Source organism: Sphingobium sp. Leaf26 (assembly GCF_001421665.1).
In the GTDB taxonomy this organism is placed as follows: Bacteria; Pseudomonadota; Alphaproteobacteria; order Sphingomonadales; family Sphingomonadaceae; genus Sphingobium.
The window spans coordinates 97,341-112,296 of sequence record NZ_LMKV01000023.1; the positions used below are offsets into that span (position 1 = coordinate 97,341).

20 protein-coding genes are annotated in these 14,956 nt (G+C 61.8%); all 20 read right to left on the bottom strand.

Annotated features, from left to right (window positions below):
* Nucleotides 1-6: 6 nt before the first annotated feature.
* The 20 genes from nuoK to ASE85_RS23985 all read right to left on the bottom strand — a co-directional run bounded on the left by nuoK (nt 7) and on the right by ASE85_RS23985 (nt 14,956).
* The gene (gene nuoK / locus ASE85_RS14370) at nt 7-312 is read right to left on the bottom strand and encodes an NADH-quinone oxidoreductase subunit NuoK (RefSeq protein ID WP_056689622.1); all 306 of its coding nucleotides are present in this window, start codon (nt 310-312) and stop codon (nt 7-9) included.
* Entirely contained in the window at nt 309-920 is a 612-nt protein-coding gene (locus ASE85_RS14375; protein ID WP_056689624.1) for an NADH-quinone oxidoreductase subunit J, read from the bottom strand. Before ASE85_RS14375 ends, nuoK begins: the two co-directional genes overlap by 4 nt.
* Nucleotides 921-949: 29 nt before the next feature.
* Nucleotides 950-1,435 (bottom strand): NADH-quinone oxidoreductase subunit NuoI, encoded by a 486-nt coding sequence (gene nuoI / locus ASE85_RS14380; protein ID WP_056689625.1) that lies wholly within the window; start codon nt 1,433-1,435, stop codon nt 950-952.
* Between the two features lies 1 nt (nt 1,436).
* Nucleotides 1,437-2,477, bottom strand: a complete 1,041-nt coding sequence (nuoH, locus tag ASE85_RS14385) for an NADH-quinone oxidoreductase subunit NuoH (protein ID WP_056689627.1) — start codon at nt 2,475-2,477, stop codon at nt 1,437-1,439.
* Complete coding sequence (nuoG, locus tag ASE85_RS14390; RefSeq protein ID WP_056689632.1) at nt 2,474-4,480, bottom strand: NADH-quinone oxidoreductase subunit NuoG; 2,007 nt, start codon at nt 4,478-4,480, stop codon at nt 2,474-2,476. The genes nuoH and nuoG overlap by 4 nt, the downstream gene beginning before the upstream one ends.
* Before the next feature lie 2 nt (nt 4,481-4,482).
* Nucleotides 4,483-5,826 (bottom strand): NADH-quinone oxidoreductase subunit NuoF, encoded by a 1,344-nt coding sequence (gene nuoF / locus ASE85_RS14395; RefSeq protein ID WP_056689635.1) that lies wholly within the window; start codon nt 5,824-5,826, stop codon nt 4,483-4,485.
* Complete coding sequence (locus ASE85_RS23550) at nt 5,826-5,975, bottom strand: hypothetical protein (RefSeq protein ID WP_200928365.1); 150 nt, start codon at nt 5,973-5,975, stop codon at nt 5,826-5,828. Before ASE85_RS23550 ends, nuoF begins: the two co-directional genes overlap by 1 nt.
* Nucleotides 5,972-6,640: an NADH-quinone oxidoreductase subunit NuoE gene (gene nuoE, locus ASE85_RS14400; protein WP_056689639.1), complete on the bottom strand. Its 669-nt coding sequence runs from the start codon at nt 6,638-6,640 to the stop codon at nt 5,972-5,974. The genes ASE85_RS23550 and nuoE overlap by 4 nt, the downstream gene beginning before the upstream one ends.
* Nucleotides 6,640-7,875 (bottom strand): NADH-quinone oxidoreductase subunit D, encoded by a 1,236-nt coding sequence (locus ASE85_RS14405; protein WP_056689642.1) that lies wholly within the window; start codon nt 7,873-7,875, stop codon nt 6,640-6,642. Before ASE85_RS14405 ends, nuoE begins: the two co-directional genes overlap by 1 nt.
* Nucleotides 7,875-8,657 carry an NADH-quinone oxidoreductase subunit C gene (locus tag ASE85_RS14410; protein WP_056689645.1) on the bottom strand — a complete coding sequence of 261 codons (783 nt, stop codon included), beginning with the start codon at nt 8,655-8,657 and terminating at the stop codon, nt 7,875-7,877. The genes ASE85_RS14405 and ASE85_RS14410 overlap by 1 nt, the downstream gene beginning before the upstream one ends.
* Before the next feature lies 1 nt (nt 8,658).
* Nucleotides 8,659-9,213: a NuoB/complex I 20 kDa subunit family protein gene (locus ASE85_RS14415; protein ID WP_082462833.1), complete on the bottom strand. Its 555-nt coding sequence runs from the start codon at nt 9,211-9,213 to the stop codon at nt 8,659-8,661.
* Nucleotides 9,204-9,578, bottom strand: coding sequence for an NADH-quinone oxidoreductase subunit A (locus ASE85_RS14420; protein WP_056689651.1), 375 nt, complete (start codon nt 9,576-9,578; stop codon nt 9,204-9,206). Before ASE85_RS14420 ends, ASE85_RS14415 begins: the two co-directional genes overlap by 10 nt.
* A 132-nt stretch (nt 9,579-9,710) precedes the next feature.
* The gene (locus ASE85_RS14425; protein ID WP_056689654.1) at nt 9,711-10,523 is read right to left on the bottom strand and encodes an inositol monophosphatase family protein; all 813 of its coding nucleotides are present in this window, start codon (nt 10,521-10,523) and stop codon (nt 9,711-9,713) included.
* 40 nt (nt 10,524-10,563) lie between these two features.
* Complete coding sequence (locus ASE85_RS14430) at nt 10,564-10,950, bottom strand: hypothetical protein (protein WP_056689657.1); 387 nt, start codon at nt 10,948-10,950, stop codon at nt 10,564-10,566.
* Complete coding sequence (gene efp / locus ASE85_RS14435; RefSeq protein ID WP_056689660.1) at nt 10,950-11,516, bottom strand: elongation factor P; 567 nt, start codon at nt 11,514-11,516, stop codon at nt 10,950-10,952. Before efp ends, ASE85_RS14430 begins: the two co-directional genes overlap by 1 nt.
* Before the next feature lie 216 nt (nt 11,517-11,732).
* Nucleotides 11,733-12,323, bottom strand: a complete 591-nt coding sequence (locus ASE85_RS14440; RefSeq protein ID WP_056689662.1) for a M23 family metallopeptidase — start codon at nt 12,321-12,323, stop codon at nt 11,733-11,735.
* Entirely contained in the window at nt 12,320-13,411 is a 1,092-nt protein-coding gene (locus ASE85_RS14445; RefSeq protein ID WP_056690193.1) for a L,D-transpeptidase family protein, read from the bottom strand. The genes ASE85_RS14440 and ASE85_RS14445 overlap by 4 nt, the downstream gene beginning before the upstream one ends.
* 338 nt (nt 13,412-13,749) lie before the next feature.
* Nucleotides 13,750-14,457 (bottom strand): thiamine phosphate synthase, encoded by a 708-nt coding sequence (thiE, locus tag ASE85_RS14450; RefSeq protein ID WP_056689665.1) that lies wholly within the window; start codon nt 14,455-14,457, stop codon nt 13,750-13,752.
* Nucleotides 14,438-14,680, bottom strand: coding sequence for a hypothetical protein (locus ASE85_RS23980; protein WP_235523547.1), 243 nt, complete (start codon nt 14,678-14,680; stop codon nt 14,438-14,440). The genes thiE and ASE85_RS23980 overlap by 20 nt, the downstream gene beginning before the upstream one ends.
* A gap of 69 nt (nt 14,681-14,749) precedes the next feature.
* Entirely contained in the window at nt 14,750-14,956 is a 207-nt protein-coding gene (locus ASE85_RS23985) for a hypothetical protein (RefSeq protein ID WP_235523548.1), read from the bottom strand.

Sequence of the window (14,956 nt, forward strand, 5' to 3'; positions counted from 1 at the left end):
TGAGGCTCAGCCCTTCATCCGGTTGACATCGTCGACGGCGATGGTGCCGCGACCACGGAAGTAAATGACGAGGATGGCAAGGCCGATGGCCGCTTCACCCGCCGCGACGGTCAGCACGAACATCGAGAAGACCTGCCCCACCAGATCGCCCAGAAAGACGCTGAAGGCGACAAGATTGATGTTCACGCTAAGGAGGATCAGTTCAATCGCCATCAGAATGATGATGACATTCTTGCGGTTGATGAAGATGCCCAGCACCCCCATCACGAAGAGGATGGCGCTGACCACCAGATAATGTTGAAGGCCGATCACAGCTCCACCCCCTGCCCGACGGGCTGATTGATGTTACGTGTCGCATCCTGCGGACGGCGACGGTTCTGCTTGGCGACATTCTGGCCCTTCACGCCGCCGCGAGCGCGGTGCGTCAGGACGATCGCGCCGATCATGGCGACCAGCAGGACGATGCCCGCCGCTTCGAACAGGAAGATGTAGCGGGTGTAAAGCAGCCCACCGATCGCCTGGATGTTCGACAGTTCCGGGTTCACCGGGGCCGCGCGCTGCGCCAGTTCGATGGGACCGGCGCTCCAAAGACCAATGCCCAGGACGATTTCCGCCAGCAGCACCAGCGCCAGCAGCAGGCCGAAGGGCAGATAGTCGACGAAACCGGCGCGCAGTTCGGCGAAGTCGATGTCCAGCATCATGACAACGAACAGGAACAGCACCGCGACCGCGCCAACATAGACAATGACAAGCAGCATCGCGATGAATTCGGCGCCGATCAGGATCATCAGACCTGCCGCGTTGAAAAAGGACAGGATCAGCCAGAGGACCGAATGGACCGGATTGCGCGACAATATCGTGAGCGCGCCGCTGCACACCACCATGATGGCGAACAGGTAAAAGGCGATAACGTGGATCACAGGATCATATTCCCCTTGATGCCGGCGGCTTAACGATAGGGTGCGTCGGCGGCAAGGTTCGCGGCAATCGCCCGCTCCCACTTGTCACCGTTTTCGAGGAGCTTGGCCTTGTCGTAGATCAGCTCTTCGCGGGTTTCGGTCGCGAACTCGAAGTTCGGGCCTTCCACGACCGCATCCACCGGGCAGGCTTCCTGACAGAAGCCGCAATAGATGCACTTGGTCATGTCGATGTCGTAGCGCGTCGTCCGGCGGCTGCCATCGTCGCGCGGCTGCGCCTCGATGGTGATCGCCTGCGCCGGGCAAATGGCCTCGCACAGCTTGCACGCGATGCAGCGTTCTTCCCCATTGGGATAACGGCGCAGCGCATGTTCACCGCGAAAACGCGGCGAAATCGGGTTCTTCTCATACGGGTAGTTGATCGTCGCCTTGGGCTTGAAGAAATATTTCAAGGTCAGCCAATGCGCCTTCACGAATTCCCAGAGGGTGAAGCTTTTGACGTAATAGCCAAGGCTCATGTCACGAATACCTTGTCAGCATGAGGAAGCCCGAAACCAGGAAGACGAACAGCAGCGAGGTCGGCAGGAAGATTTTCCAGCCCAGCCGCATCAGCTGGTCATAACGGTAGCGGGGCACCGTCGCCTTCACCCAGGAGAAGACGAAGAAGAAGAACAGGATCTTGGCGAACAGCCAGAGGATGCCGGGCACATAATAGAGCGGCGCCCAATCGACCGGAGGCAGGTAGCCGCCCCAGAACAGGATCGCGTTCAATGCGCACATCAGGATGACGTTGGCATATTCGCCCAGCCAGAACAGCGCGAAGGCCATCGACGAATATTCGGTCTGGTAACCCGCAACCAGTTCGGATTCCGCTTCGGTCAGGTCGAACGGCGCACGCGCCGTTTCCGCCATGGCCGAAATCAGGAACATGATCGCCATCGGGAAGAGCAACGGGTTGAAGCCATTGCCGTTCAGGAAGCCATAATAGGCCTTCTGGCTTTCCACGATCGCGGTCAAGTTGAAGCTGCCTGCCCACAGCACCACGGTGATGATGATGAAGCCGATCGAGACTTCATAGCTGATCATCTGCGCGCTGGCACGGATCGCGGAATAGAAGGGATATTTCGAGTTGGACGCCCAGCCCGCCAGCACCACGCCGTACACGCCCAGCGAGCTGATCGCGAGAATGTAGAGCAAGCCGACATTGATGTTGGCCAGCACCACGCCCACCTGGAACGGTATGACTGCCCAGGCCATCAGCGCCACGGTGAAGGTGATGATCGGCGCGATCAGGAACAGCGCCTTGCTCGCGGCCGACGGAACGATGGTTTCTTGAAGGAAAACCTTCAGACCGTCCGCGAAGGACTGAAGCAGACCGAAGGGACCGACGACGTTGGGACCACGGCGCAACGCCATGGCGGCCCAGATCTTGCGATCGGCATAGATGATCATGGCGACGGCCAGCATGACCGGCAGACAGATCACCAAAATGCCGATGACGGTAGAAAGCAGCCAGGCGCCCTCGAAAGGCAGGCCAAGGCCTTGGAAGAAAGCGGTCACTCTGCGGCCTCCGCATACTCAACGCCATGGATCAGCTCGGCCGAGCATTGCTGCATCGTCGGGCTGGCACGGCAGATGGCGTTGGTGAGGTAGAAATCCTTGATTGGCGAACCGAATTCGCCGGTCGCGCCAGTCGGGAGCGACGGAATGGACCAGCCATAATCGGCCAGACCTTGGACGCCGAGCGCCGGAACCGCCTTCGCCATTTCGGCGCGGAGCTGTTCGAAGCTGTCGAACGACAACTTGGCGCCCAGCGTTTCGGAAAGGGCGCGCAGGATCGACCAGTCCTCGCGGGCGTCGCCCGGCGCGAACACGGCCTTTTCACCGAACTGTACCCGGCCTTCCAGATTGACGTAGGTGCCCGCCTTTTCGGCATAGCTCGCGCCCGGCAGGATCACGTCCGCAGCATGTGCGCCCTTGTCGCCATGATGGCCGACATAGACTTTGAAGCTGGTCGGGAAGAGCGCATAATCGACTTCGTCCGCGCCCAGCGAGAAGAGCAGCTTGGGCGCGGCTTCCGCCACCGCCTTGATGCCACCCTTGGTCGCATAGCCCAGCATCAGGCCGCCCATGCGGGCCGCCGCGAAGTGCAGCACGTTGTAGCCGTTCCAGCCATCCTTGATCAGGCCCAGCGTCTCGACCAGCGCCAGCGTGTCGCCATGCGCGCCGTCCTTGGCCAGCACACCGCCACCGACGATCATCGCCGGACGAGTAGCCCCCTTGAAGGCTTCCAGAACGGCTTCGGGCAGCTTGGCGAGCAGCGAGGCATCGTTGCCCAGCCATTCGACCTTATAAGTCAGATCGACTTCCGCCCCGACCGCGAAAATCTTCGCGCCCTTCTTGATCGCCTTGCGGATGCGCGTGTTCACCAGCGGCGCTTCCCAGCGCAGATTGGTGCCGACCAGCAGGATGACGTCTGCGGTTTCGAGGTCCGCAAGCGGCGTATTGAACACCACCGACGACAGGCTCGACACGTCGTAGGACAGCCCGGTCTGGCGACCTTCCAGCATGGTGCCGCCCAGTTTCTCGACCAGGGCCTTGCCCGCGAACATGGTTTCGCAATCGAGCAGGTCGCCCGCGATCGCCGCGACACTGCCGCCATGCTGGACAGCGGCGACGGCGGCGAAAGCTTCCGTCCAGGTCGCCGGAACCAGCTTGCCATCCTTGCGGACATAGGGCTTGTCGAGACGCTTGCGGACCAGACCGTCGACATTGTGCCGGGTCTTGTCGCTTGCCCATTCCTCGTTCACGTCATCGTTGATGCGTGGCACGGCGCGCAACACCTGACGACCACGGCTGTCGAGACGGATGTTGGTGCCCAGCGCATCCATGACGTCGATCGCATGGGTCTTCTTCAATTCCCAAGGCCGCGCTTCGAACGCATAGGGCTTGGCGGTCAGCGCGCCGACCGGGCAGAGGTCGACCACATTGCCCGACAGCTCGCTCTTGGCGGCCTGTTCAAGATAGGTGGTGATCTGCATATTCTCGCCGCGACCGATCGCACCGATTTCCGGCACGCCCGCGACTTCCTCGGCAAAGCGCACGCAACGGGTGCACTGGATGCAGCGGGTCATGACCGTCTTGACGATCGGACCCATATTCTTTTCGGTCACGGCGCGCTTGTTTTCGTCATAGCGCGACGAACCACGGCCATAAGCGACCGACTGGTCCTGAAGATCGCACTCGCCGCCCTGATCGCAGATCGGGCAATCAAGCGGGTGATTGATGAGGAGAAACTCCATCACCCCTTCGCGGGCCTTCTTGACCATTTCGCTGTCGGTACGAATTTCCTGACCTTCGGTGGCCGGAAGCGCGCACGAAGCCTGCGGCTTGGGCGGTCCGGGCTTCACCTCGACCAGGCACATGCGGCAATTGCCGGCGATGGAAAGGCGTTCATGATAGCAGAAACGGGGGATTTCCTTCCCCGCCTGCTCGCAAGCCTGAAGAACGGTGGTCCCTGCCGGGACTTCCAGTTCTACGCCATCTACTTTGACCTTCGGCATGGTTACTCCGCTGCCTCCATGACGGGGGCGCTACCCTTGTTTTCGTTGATCCGGCGCTCGATTTCCGGGCGGAAATGCCGGATCAGCCCCTGGATCGGCCATGCCGCCGCGTCGCCAAGCGCGCAGATGGTGTGGCCTTCGACCTGTTTCGTAACCTGGAACAGCATGTCGATTTCGCTCTGGTCGGCGTCGCCGGTGCGCAGACGTTCCATCACCCGCCACATCCAGCCCGTACCTTCACGGCACGGCGTACACTGGCCGCAGCTCTCATGCTTGTAGAAGTAGGAGAGGCGCGAAATGGCGCGGACGATGTCGGTCGACTTGTCCATGACGATGACGGCGGCGGTGCCAAGGCCGGAGCCAAGCGCCCGCAGGCCGTCAAAGTCCATCGGCGCGTCCATGATTTCCTTTGCAGGAACCAGAGGCACCGATGACCCGCCCGGAATGACCGCGAGCAGATTGTCCCACCCGCCCCGGATGCCGCCGCAATGGCGGTCGATCAGCTCGCGGAACGGGATCGACATCGATTCCTCGACCACGCAGGGCTTGTTTACGTGGCCGCTGATCTGGAACAGCTTGGTGCCACGGTTGTTCTCACGACCAAAGCCGTTGAACCATGCCGCGCCGCGCCGCAGGATCGTCGGCGAAACCGCGATCGATTCCACATTGTTCACGGTGGTCGGGCAACCATAAAGGCCCGCGCCCGCCGGGAAAGGCGGCTTCAGGCGGGGCTGGCCCTTCTTGCCTTCGATGCTTTCGATCTGCGCGGTTTCCTCGCCGCAGATATAGGCGCCCGCGCCGCGATGGACGAAGACGTCGAAATCATAGCCCGATCCGCAGGCATTCTTGCCGATGAAGCCCTTTTCATAGGCTTGCTCGACGGCGGCGAAGAGAACCTTCGCCTCGTAGATGAACTCGCCGCGAATATAGATATAGGCGGCCCGCGCCCGCATCGCGAAACCGGCGATCAGCGCGCCTTCGATCAGCTTGTGCGGATCGTGGCGGATGATCTCGCGGTCCTTGCATGACCCCGGTTCGGATTCGTCGGCGTTGATGACCAGGAAGCTGGGACGACCATCCTTGCTTTCCTTGGGCATGAACGACCATTTCAGGCCAGTCGGGAAGCCTGCGCCGCCACGGCCGCGCAGGTTCGACGCCTTCATGATGTCGATGATACCATCCTGGCCGATTTCCATCAGCTTCCTGGTATTGTCCCAATCGCCACGCTTCATCGCAGCGTCCACGCCCCAATCCTGGAAGCCGTGGACATTGGTGAAGATGCGATCCTTGTCGGTCAGCGGACCAACGAAAGGTGGCGGAGCAGGAGGTGCGGTTTCGTCGGCCATTACCGGCCCTTTCCGATCAGTTTTTCAGCCACGACATAGGCGACCACGCCCAGCCCGATCCCGATGACGAGGCCCAGCACCGCGCCGATGATCTTGAGCGCGATCACGAATACGATGATGCCAAGGATGATGGCGACCAATGCGCTCATGCCCATTCACCCCGATAATCGTGATTTTCAGTGACCATGTCCTTGAGCGTCGTCGGGCCACCTTCAGGCGCGCTCGTCTGACGGTCGATCTGCGGGCCGATCTTGGGCTGGCCGCCGGTGGCCAGCGTTTCCAGGATCGCGCTCATGCTGTCATAGGTCAGGTCTTCGTAATTATCGTCGTTGATCTGGACCATCGGTGCGTTGGCGCACGCGCCAAGACATTCGACTTCGGTCAGCGTGAACAGGCCGTCAGGGGTCGTGCCGCCCTTGACCAGACCCTTGTTCTTGCACGCCGAAAAGACATCGTCCGACCCGCGCAACATGCACGGCGTCGTACCGCATACCTGCACATGATAGCGGCCGACCGGCGCCAGATTATACATGGTGTAGAAGGTCGCGACCTCATAGACGCGCATGTACGGCATATCGAGCTGACGCGCGATATATTCCATCACCGGCACGGGCAGCCAGCCATTGGTCTGCGTTTCCGCGCCGACCTGACGCTGGGCCAGATCGAGCAGCGGCATCACCGCCGACTGCTGGCGACCGGCGGGATAGCGCGCGATGACCGTCTTGGCCTGTTCGGCATTGTCGGCGGTCCACTCGAACGCGCCCCAGCGCGCACGGGTTTCGGCCTCATCGGGGATATGAACTGCGTCAGCCATTATCGGTCACATTCTCCGAACACGATGTCCATCGCGCCCAGTACAGCGGTGGTGTCGGCGAGCATGTGGCCCTTCATCATGAAGTCCATAGCTTGCAGGTGCGAGAAGGCGGTCGGGCGGATCTTGCAGCGATAGGGCTTGTTGGAGCCGTCGCTGACCAGATAGACGCCGAATTCACCCTTAGGACTTTCGGTCGCGACATAGACTTCGCCCGCCGGGACATGGAAGCCCTCGGTATAAAGCTTGAAGTGGTGGATCAGCGCTTCCATCGACCGCTTCATTTCGCCGCGTTTGGGCGGAACCACCTTGCGGTCGAAGCTGGCGATCGGCCCTTCGGGCATGTCGTTCAGACACTGTTTCATGATGCGCGCGGACTGGCGCACTTCCTCGACGCGGACCATGAACCGGTCGTAGCAGTCATAGGCAGTGCCGACCGGAATGTCGAAGTCCATGCGGTCATAGACGTCGTAAGGCTGTGCCTTGCGGATATCCCAGGCGATGCCCGAACCGCGCAGCATGGGACCGGAAAAGCCCCATTTCAGCGCGTCTTCCTTGCTCACGATGGCGATGTCGACATTACGCTGCTTGAAGATGCGGTTGTCGACCACCAGGCTCATCGCGTCTTCGAACAGGCGCGGCAGGCGGGTGTCGAGCCAGTCGGCGATGTCGGTCAGCAGCTTTAGAGGCACATCCTGATGCACGCCACCCGGCCGGAAATAGGCCGAGTGCATGCGGGCGCCCGAAGCGCGCTCGAAGAAGTTGAGGCAATCCTCGCGAATTTCGAACAGCCACAGGTTCGGCGTCATCGCGCCGACGTCCATCACATGCGAACCCAGGTTCAGCATGTGATTGCAGATGCGCGTCAGTTCCGCGAAGAACACGCGCAGATATTGCGCACGCTCCGGCACTTCCAGGTTCAGCAGCTTTTCGACCGCCAGAACATAGCTGTGTTCCATGCCGAGCGGCGAACAATAGTCCAGCCGGTCGAAATAGGGCAGCGCCTGCATATAGGTCTTATATTCGATCAGCTTCTCAGTGCCGCGATGCAGCAGGCCGACATGCGGATCGCATCGCTCGACGATTTCGCCTTCCAGTTCCATGACCAGACGCAGAACGCCGTGCGCCGCAGGATGCTGCGGGCCGAAGTTGATCGTATAGTTCTGGATTTCCGTGTCGCCATAGGCGGGGTCGGCCGCATCGGTGACATGGTCCAGCTTTTCCAGATAATCGGACATTACGCCTTGTCCTCCGGCTTGGCAGCGCCCTTGCCTTCATCGGTGGCAGCAGCGGGCTTGGCCGGCGCTTCCGCCGACTTTTCCTCGGCCTTCTTGTTGGCGGCGTCGCCTGCGCCAGTGTCGGCCTTGCTTTCAGTCGCCTTGGGCGTGGACGCAGCCGGAACAGCAGGCGCAGCGGCCTTCTCGTCGCCGGGCAGCACATATTGCGCACCTTCCCAGGGCGACATGAAGTCGAAGCTGCGGAAGTCCTGCGCCAGCTTCACTGGCTCATAGACGACGCGCTTGTCCTCTTCGGAATAACGCAGTTCGACATAGCCCGTCAGCGGGAAGTCCTTGCGCTGCGGATGCCCCTTGAACCCATAGTCGGTCAGGATGCGGCGCAGGTCGGTGTTGCCGTCGAACACCACGCCATACATGTCGAACACTTCGCGCTCCAGCCAGCCGGCGACCGGCCAGAGATGCGTGACGGTCGGCACCGGCGTATCCTCGTCGGTCGACACCTTCACGCGAACGCGATGGTTCCGCGTGACGCTGAGCAGATGATAGGCGACCTCGAACCGTTCGGCACGATCCGGATAGTCGACGCCAGCGATTTCCATCAACTGCTGATAGTGGCCCATGTCGCGCAGCGCGACCATGGCATTGGCCAGATCCTCGCGGGCGACGGTAAAGGTCAGTTCGTCGGCATGATCGACGGCTTCGACCAGCATGGACCCCAGGATGGCGCCGATTTCCTCGGCAATCCCTTCGGGGTTCACGATCTTGGGTGCGCTATGGGCCATATTAACGCTCAATCGTCCCGATCCGGCGGATCTTCCGCTGAAGCTGCATGATGCCGTAAAGCAGCGCTTCGGCAGTCGGCGGGCAACCCGGCACATAGATGTCGACCGGCACGATGCGGTCACAGCCACGGACGACCGAATAGCTGTAATGATAATAGCCGCCGCCATTGGCGCAGCTACCCATCGAAATCACATATTTCGGATTGGACATCTGGTCGTAGACCTTGCGCAGCGCCGGGGCCATCTTGTTGCACAGCGTGCCCGCGACGATCATTACGTCCGACTGACGCGGGGACGCGCGCGGCGCGGCACCAAAGCGCTCCATGTCGTAGCGCGGCATGTTGACGTGGATCATTTCCACGGCGCAGCAGGCCAGGCCGAAGGTCATCCACCACAGCGAGCCGGTACGCGCCCACTGGAACAGCTCCTCCGTCGAGGTGATCAGGAAGCCCTTGTCATTCACTTCGCTGTTGAGCGAGTCAAAGAAGGCCTGGTCGGGCTGGGTTCCCATCGGCGGCAAGGTGCCGGGAATGGGACCGGACAGTTCTACTCCCAATCGAGTGCTCCCTTCTTCCACGCATAGACGAGGCCGAGCACCAGCTCCGCTATGAAGATCATCATCGTCGCCCAGCCGGCCCAGCCGATCTGGTCGAGGCTTACGGCCCAGGGAAACAGGAACGCCGCTTCAAGATCGAAGATGATGAAGAGAATGGCGACCAGATAGAAACGCACGTCGAACTGGCTGCGCGGCTCTTCAAATGCGGGGAAACCGCACTCATATTCGGAGAGCTTGGCAGGGTCGGGCTTGTGCGCCCCGGTGAGGCGGCCAACCAGCATCGGCAAAAAGACGAAGGTGCCGGAAAGCAGCAAGGCGATCCCGAGAAAAATCAGGATCGGCAGATATTGGGCGAGATCGACCAATGGAATCCCCTGGGCGAAAAGTGTATCTTGGGCCGCGCTTTAGGCCTGCTGCATATGCGAAGCAAGGGGCCAACGCTGTGAGAATGAATCGCAAAAAGACCAAGCCCTTGAAGAGCTTGGCCCAGTTGAACTTTAGCGCAATGCGCCAGCAACGAGCTTGTGCAATTTGCTGTGAATTGCGTCGTTTCCGGCAATGACTTCCTTACGTTCGATCGCCTGATCGCCACCCCGGAAATCACTTGTGAAACCGCCCGCTTCACGAACCAGCAACAGGCCAGCCGCGACGTCCCAGGGCTGCAAGCCACTTTCCCAATAGCCGTCGTAACGGCCGGACGCGACATGGGCGAGATCGAGCGACGCCGCGCCGAAACGGCGGATGCCGGCGACAGAGGGTGCCACCGCACCGAAGATGCGGGTCCATTCGGCCATATTGCCATGGCCCATGAACGGAATGCCGGTCGCGATCACGCAATCGGCCAGGTCGCGGCGTGCGGAGACACGCAGTCGCTGGTCATGCCGCCAGGCGCCCCGGCTCTTTTCCGCCCAATAGCTTTCGTCGGTGACGGGCTGGTAGATGAGGCCGGTGGTGATCTCCCGCTTGCCGCCATAAAGCGGTTCCTCGACCGCGATCGAGATGGCGAAGTGCGGGATGCCGTGCAGGAAGTTGGTGGTGCCATCCAGCGGGTCGATGATCCAGCGGGGCTTGCTCGGATCGCCCTCGATCACCCCGCCCTCCTCCAGCAGGAAGCCCCAGTCGGGACGCGCCTTCTGCAATTCCTCGACCAGCGTCTTTTCCGCCTGTTCGTCGGCTTTGGACACGAAGTCCGCCGGCCCCTTGCGGCTGACCTGAAGATGCTCGACTTCGCCGAAGTCGCGGCGAAGCTTGCTGCCCGCCTTGCGCGCGGCGCGTTCCATGACGGTAAGAAGGCCGGAGTGCGATACCATAGTTTTTCTCCGCCGCTCCCATCGGGAACGGCCTGGTTGGTTATTTCTTCGGAGCGGGCTTGGCGGCCGGCTTGCCGGCGGCGGGACGATAGCCGCAGGTGCCGGCGACGACCGCCAGCATCTGTGACGCATCCTTGCGATCGACCTTGCCTGCATTGGCGGCGATCACCTTGTCCGCTTGCGCGCTGATCTCGCCGATCGAATTGGAATAGAGGCAGTCGAACAGCGCGTTCTTGACCGGCTGCTCGACCTCGCCCGATTGAAGCGCGGTCATGACGATGCGCAACGTATAGGCTGCACTGTCGAGCTGCGCCTTGGTCGGCGCGGCCCGTGCCGTCGTCTGCGCGGCTGCCGGAACGGTGAGCGCAACCGGCGAGGCGCCGATCGCGAAGATGGCGGCCAGTGCCGATATGCGCCCGGCTCGCATCAGTCGGCCCGCTTCACATATTCGCGGGCATAGACGTCCACGACGATGCGCGTGCCGCTGACGATATGCGGCGGCACCATCACGCGCACGCCATTGTCCAGGATCGCCGGCTTGTAGCTGGCAGAGGCGGTCTGCCCCTTCACCACGGCGTCGGCTTCCACCACGGTCGCTTCGATCGTGTCGGGCAACTGCACCGAAATCGGGCGCTCCTCATACATTTCCAGCGTCACTTCCATGCCGTCCTGAAGGAAGTCGGCGGCGTCGCCCAGCAACTCGGACGGCAGGTTGATCTGCTCGTAATTCTCGTTGTCCATGAAGACGAGCATGTCGCCTTCGGCGTAGAGATACTGGAAATCCTTGGTGTCGAGGCGAATGCGCTCGACGCTTTCGGCGGAGCGGAAACGCACGTTGTTCTTGCGGCCGTCGATCAGGTTCTTGAGTTCGACCTGCATATAGGCGCCGCCCTTGCCGGGCTGGGTGTGCTGGATCTTGACGGCGCGCCACAGGCCGCCCTCATATTCGATATTGTTGCCGGGACGAATGTCCACGCCGCTGATCTTCGCCATGGGAAGAGCCTGCCTATATGTCTGAAGGTGGAAAAGAGCCGGCCTCTTGGAGGCTGGGCGCGCCTTTACAGCGGGCGGGCGCGAAGGGCAAGAGGGGGGTGGGTCGGCCCTTAACTTCGCACTTTTCCCGCCTATCCTGAAATTGCGTTTCCTATACAGGATATTTCCGGAAAGCGGCGCCTGCCATGATAGCCGATGCAGGCCCGATAGGACAGATTATCGGCGCGCCAGCAGCGGATAGGGGTTGATCGGCCTACCGCCATACCAGCTCTCGCCCGGCTGCATGATGTTCACCGCGAAATGCAGATGCGGCGCGGACGGATCGGCATTGCCGGTGCTGCCCACCGTGGCGACGGGCTGGCCGCGTCGAAGCCACTGGCCTTCGCGCAGGCCCGGCGCATAGCCATCGAGATGCGCGTAATAATAGAGGAAATGACCGTCCGGCGAACGCTGGTAGAGGGTGCGACCGCCATCCTCGCTCCAGAACAGTTTTTCCACCGGGCCGTTCGCAGCGGCCAGCACCGCCCTGCCCCGCGCCGCCATGATGTCGATCGCGTCATGCGGCCGGGCGCCGTCAGCCCGCGCCTGCGTGAAGGTGTCGGTCAGTGCGGCGGCCGGCACGCCCTCAACCGGGATCAGCAGCGGGCCGTTGTCGGCGCGATGATGGGCATCGGGCAACCTGATAGCTACCGCGGGCGAAGGCGCATCGGCCGGCACGATCCGCACGCAAAAATGGGCGAAGCCGGCGCAGAGCAGAAGCGCCACCGCACCCCCGCCCCACATTTTGGCCGACCCCCGCCCGTTCATGCCTGAAACTTCGCCTTCACCCCGCTCTTCACCATCTGGGCGAGGCGCGCGGCGTCCCAGTTGGTCAGGCGGATGCAGCCATGGCTTTCGGTGCGCCCGATCGTCTGCGGCTCCGGCGTACCATGAATGCCATAATGATCCTTCGACAGGTCGATCCACACGACGCCTACCGGGCCATTGGGTCCAGGCTTCAGCACCGCCTTCTGATCTGTGTTGGAAGCGTCCCAGAAGAGGTTGGGATTATAGTGGAAATCCGGATTGCGGCTGACGCCCTTGATGGTCCATTCGCCCAGCGGCAGCGGGTCGTGCTGCGACCCGGTCGTCACCGGGAACTGCGCGATCACGCGGTTTTGAGCATTGTAGACCTTGAGCAGCCCTTCGGACTTGTCGACCACGATATGGTCGGCCTGTGGCTGGTCCTTGGCCACGCCCAGACTGGCGAGCGTCTCGCCCCAGCCCCGTTCATCGCCGTCGATCAGCGCCACCGGCTGATTGTCGATCGCGGGGACGCGGATGGTAGCGCCGGCGGCAACCTTGGTGTTAGGCGGGTTGAGCGCGACCAGCGCTTCAGGCGTGGTGTGGAACCGCTCGGCCAGCTTTTCCAGCAGGTTGCGATAAGTGAGCGCGGGCAGGCTCGCCTGTTCGTTCAGGCCCCTAGGCACGTCGAAAAAGGGGCCACGAGCGAAATCATCGGGAATCTTCACCAGATAGGTGGTGGGCCGCGCCTCGCCCTCCAGCAAGGCAGCGCCGGTCTTCTGGTCGAACTGGCCAGTCACGGGCAGGTCATGCGCGTCCTGAAAACCGCGCAGGGCCGCCTTGTAACTCATCCCATCCTTGCCATCGAGCACACCGGGCGAGAAACCCCAGCGATCCAGCGCCACTTGCGCCATCAGGATGCGATTGGGCTGTTGCGGGTTCTGCTCCTGCACGACCGGAAAATCATATGCCGCATTTTTCACGGCCGCCTGCGCGGCAACACTATTGTCCGGTTGCGCGGCGGCGTTCGCAGGCTGGCTGCTGTTGGCGTCGGTGACGTTCACATTGCAGGCGCTGCACAGCAGGGCGGCAAGCAACAGATGGTTTTTCAAGGCGCTACTCTCCGTAGTTGTATGGAGAGAACGCGCGAAAAGGCGGAAGGGTGCGCTGACGATCACGTCGTCACGCAAATGCGCAATGGCGAGGCCCAACCATCATTATCCCTTCGTCATGGTGAACTTGTTTCAGCATCTAGAGCGCGCTGCGTTAAATCCGATGCAGGTGGCGCGCTCTAGTTTTTTGTTTTCGCATCGTTTTAAGCGAAAAACCGGTTCCCACTTTTCCGCACGATGCTCTATTCCGTCCCAATGGCCTCTGCTCGGCGGGGAAAAATAGACCTTGAAACAGGTTCGGAGTGACGATGGTTTGAGGATCGGCCTGTCCGTTCCCCTCAGCGGGGCGGCGGGGCCTTGCTGGCGAGTACCTCAGCGAAAGCGGCGACCCCGGCGCCGGGGCCTTCGGGATGGTTCCACACCGCGCCGCTGACCGCCAGGAAGTCGGCGCCGGCCGCGACCAGGGGTGCGGCATTGTCCGGGGTCACGCCGCCGATCGCAACGCAGGGCAGTTCGAACAGCGTCGTCCACCAGCCGAGAATCGACGGTTCGGCATGATGCGTGACGTCCTTGGTCGTGGTGGGAAAGAAAGCACCGAACGCGACATAGTCGGCCCCTGCCTCCCCCGCTTCCATCGCCAGATGGCGGCTGTCGTGGCAAGTGATGCCGATCTGCACCTTCGGCCCGAGCAGCTTACGGGCTTCCTTCGCATCGCCATCGCCCTGCCCCAGATGCACGCCATCCGCGCTGAGACGCTGCGCCAGCGCCACGCTGTCGTTGATGATGAAGGCGACTTCCCGCTGCGCGCATAGCGCCTGCAACGGCGCTGCGACGGCGGCGATGGCATCCTCATCCAGTCCCTTGAGCCGCAACTGGAAGGCCGCGACATCGCCTCCATCGAACGCCTGCGCCAGACGATCCACGAAATCGTCGCCGATGGTCGGCGGGGAAATCAGGTAGAGCTGGCAGGCGGGGCGAAAGCCTGCCTCGAACTGGTCGGCGAAATGCGGATCGAGCGCCAGCTCTTCATCGGTAAAATCGGTCATGGGCGGGCAATAGAGCATCCAACGCGGCGTTGAAAGCCTGCGGATCGTCCCGCCGGTGCGCCAGGGTCCGCCGGCGCAAAAATATGGGCGGATCAAGCGCCAGCACGATATCGGGATGCGCAATCAGCGCAGCGTTGAACATAGCGTCGCGGCGGATAGCTTCAAGCGTCCACTGATTCACCCGCCTTTGTGTCTGCGCCAGCGAAACCCGGACCGCGCGCATCGAACCGGAAGGCCAGACCAAGGCGTCGCCTCCCAGGCGCACAGGGCATTTTCGAAACGAACAGATGAATCAGACCAGCCAGGCCACGCTCGCCAGGCTGAGCACGGAAAGAAAAATCGCAACCGGCCCGTTCCAAAGTGCGTCCACAAAGTGCGTGACGCCCGCTTCGATACAGATCAGCCCGAACACGACCCACATCATCGGCGCGATAGCCCGGTCATAGGAAAAAAGCAGGACGCCGGGCGGATTATCATCCTGCCCGGCGTCAGCAGTCAT

Coding starts and splice junctions, on each gene's coding strand:
- ASE85_RS14440 (WP_056689662.1), bottom strand. CDS start 12,323: ATGAACGGGCGGGGGTCGGCCAAAATGTGGGGCGGGGGTGCGGTGGCG.
- ASE85_RS14425 (WP_056689654.1), bottom strand. CDS start 10,523: ATGGTATCGCACTCCGGCCTTCTTACCGTCATGGAACGCGCCGCGCGC.
- thiE (WP_056689665.1), bottom strand. CDS start 14,457: ATGACCGATTTTACCGATGAAGAGCTGGCGCTCGATCCGCATTTCGCC.
- efp (WP_056689660.1), bottom strand. CDS start 11,516: ATGGCGAAGATCAGCGGCGTGGACATTCGTCCCGGCAACAATATCGAA.
- ASE85_RS14410 (WP_056689645.1), bottom strand. CDS start 8,657: ATGGCCCATAGCGCACCCAAGATCGTGAACCCCGAAGGGATTGCCGAG.
- nuoE (WP_056689639.1), bottom strand. CDS start 6,640: ATGGCTGACGCAGTTCATATCCCCGATGAGGCCGAAACCCGTGCGCGC.
- nuoG (WP_056689632.1), bottom strand. CDS start 4,480: ATGCCGAAGGTCAAAGTAGATGGCGTAGAACTGGAAGTCCCGGCAGGG.
- ASE85_RS23985 (WP_235523548.1), bottom strand. CDS start 14,956: ATGACTGCTGACGCCGGGCAGGATGATAATCCGCCCGGCGTCCTGCTT.
- ASE85_RS23550 (WP_200928365.1), bottom strand. CDS start 5,975: ATGAGCGCATTGGTCGCCATCATCCTTGGCATCATCGTATTCGTGATC.
- nuoI (WP_056689625.1), bottom strand. CDS start 1,435: ATGAGCCTTGGCTATTACGTCAAAAGCTTCACCCTCTGGGAATTCGTG.
- ASE85_RS14405 (WP_056689642.1), bottom strand. CDS start 7,875: ATGTCCGATTATCTGGAAAAGCTGGACCATGTCACCGATGCGGCCGAC.
- nuoF (WP_056689635.1), bottom strand. CDS start 5,826: ATGGCCGACGAAACCGCACCTCCTGCTCCGCCACCTTTCGTTGGTCCG.
- ASE85_RS23980 (WP_235523547.1), bottom strand. CDS start 14,680: ATGCGCGCGGTCCGGGTTTCGCTGGCGCAGACACAAAGGCGGGTGAAT.
- ASE85_RS14430 (WP_056689657.1), bottom strand. CDS start 10,950: ATGCGAGCCGGGCGCATATCGGCACTGGCCGCCATCTTCGCGATCGGC.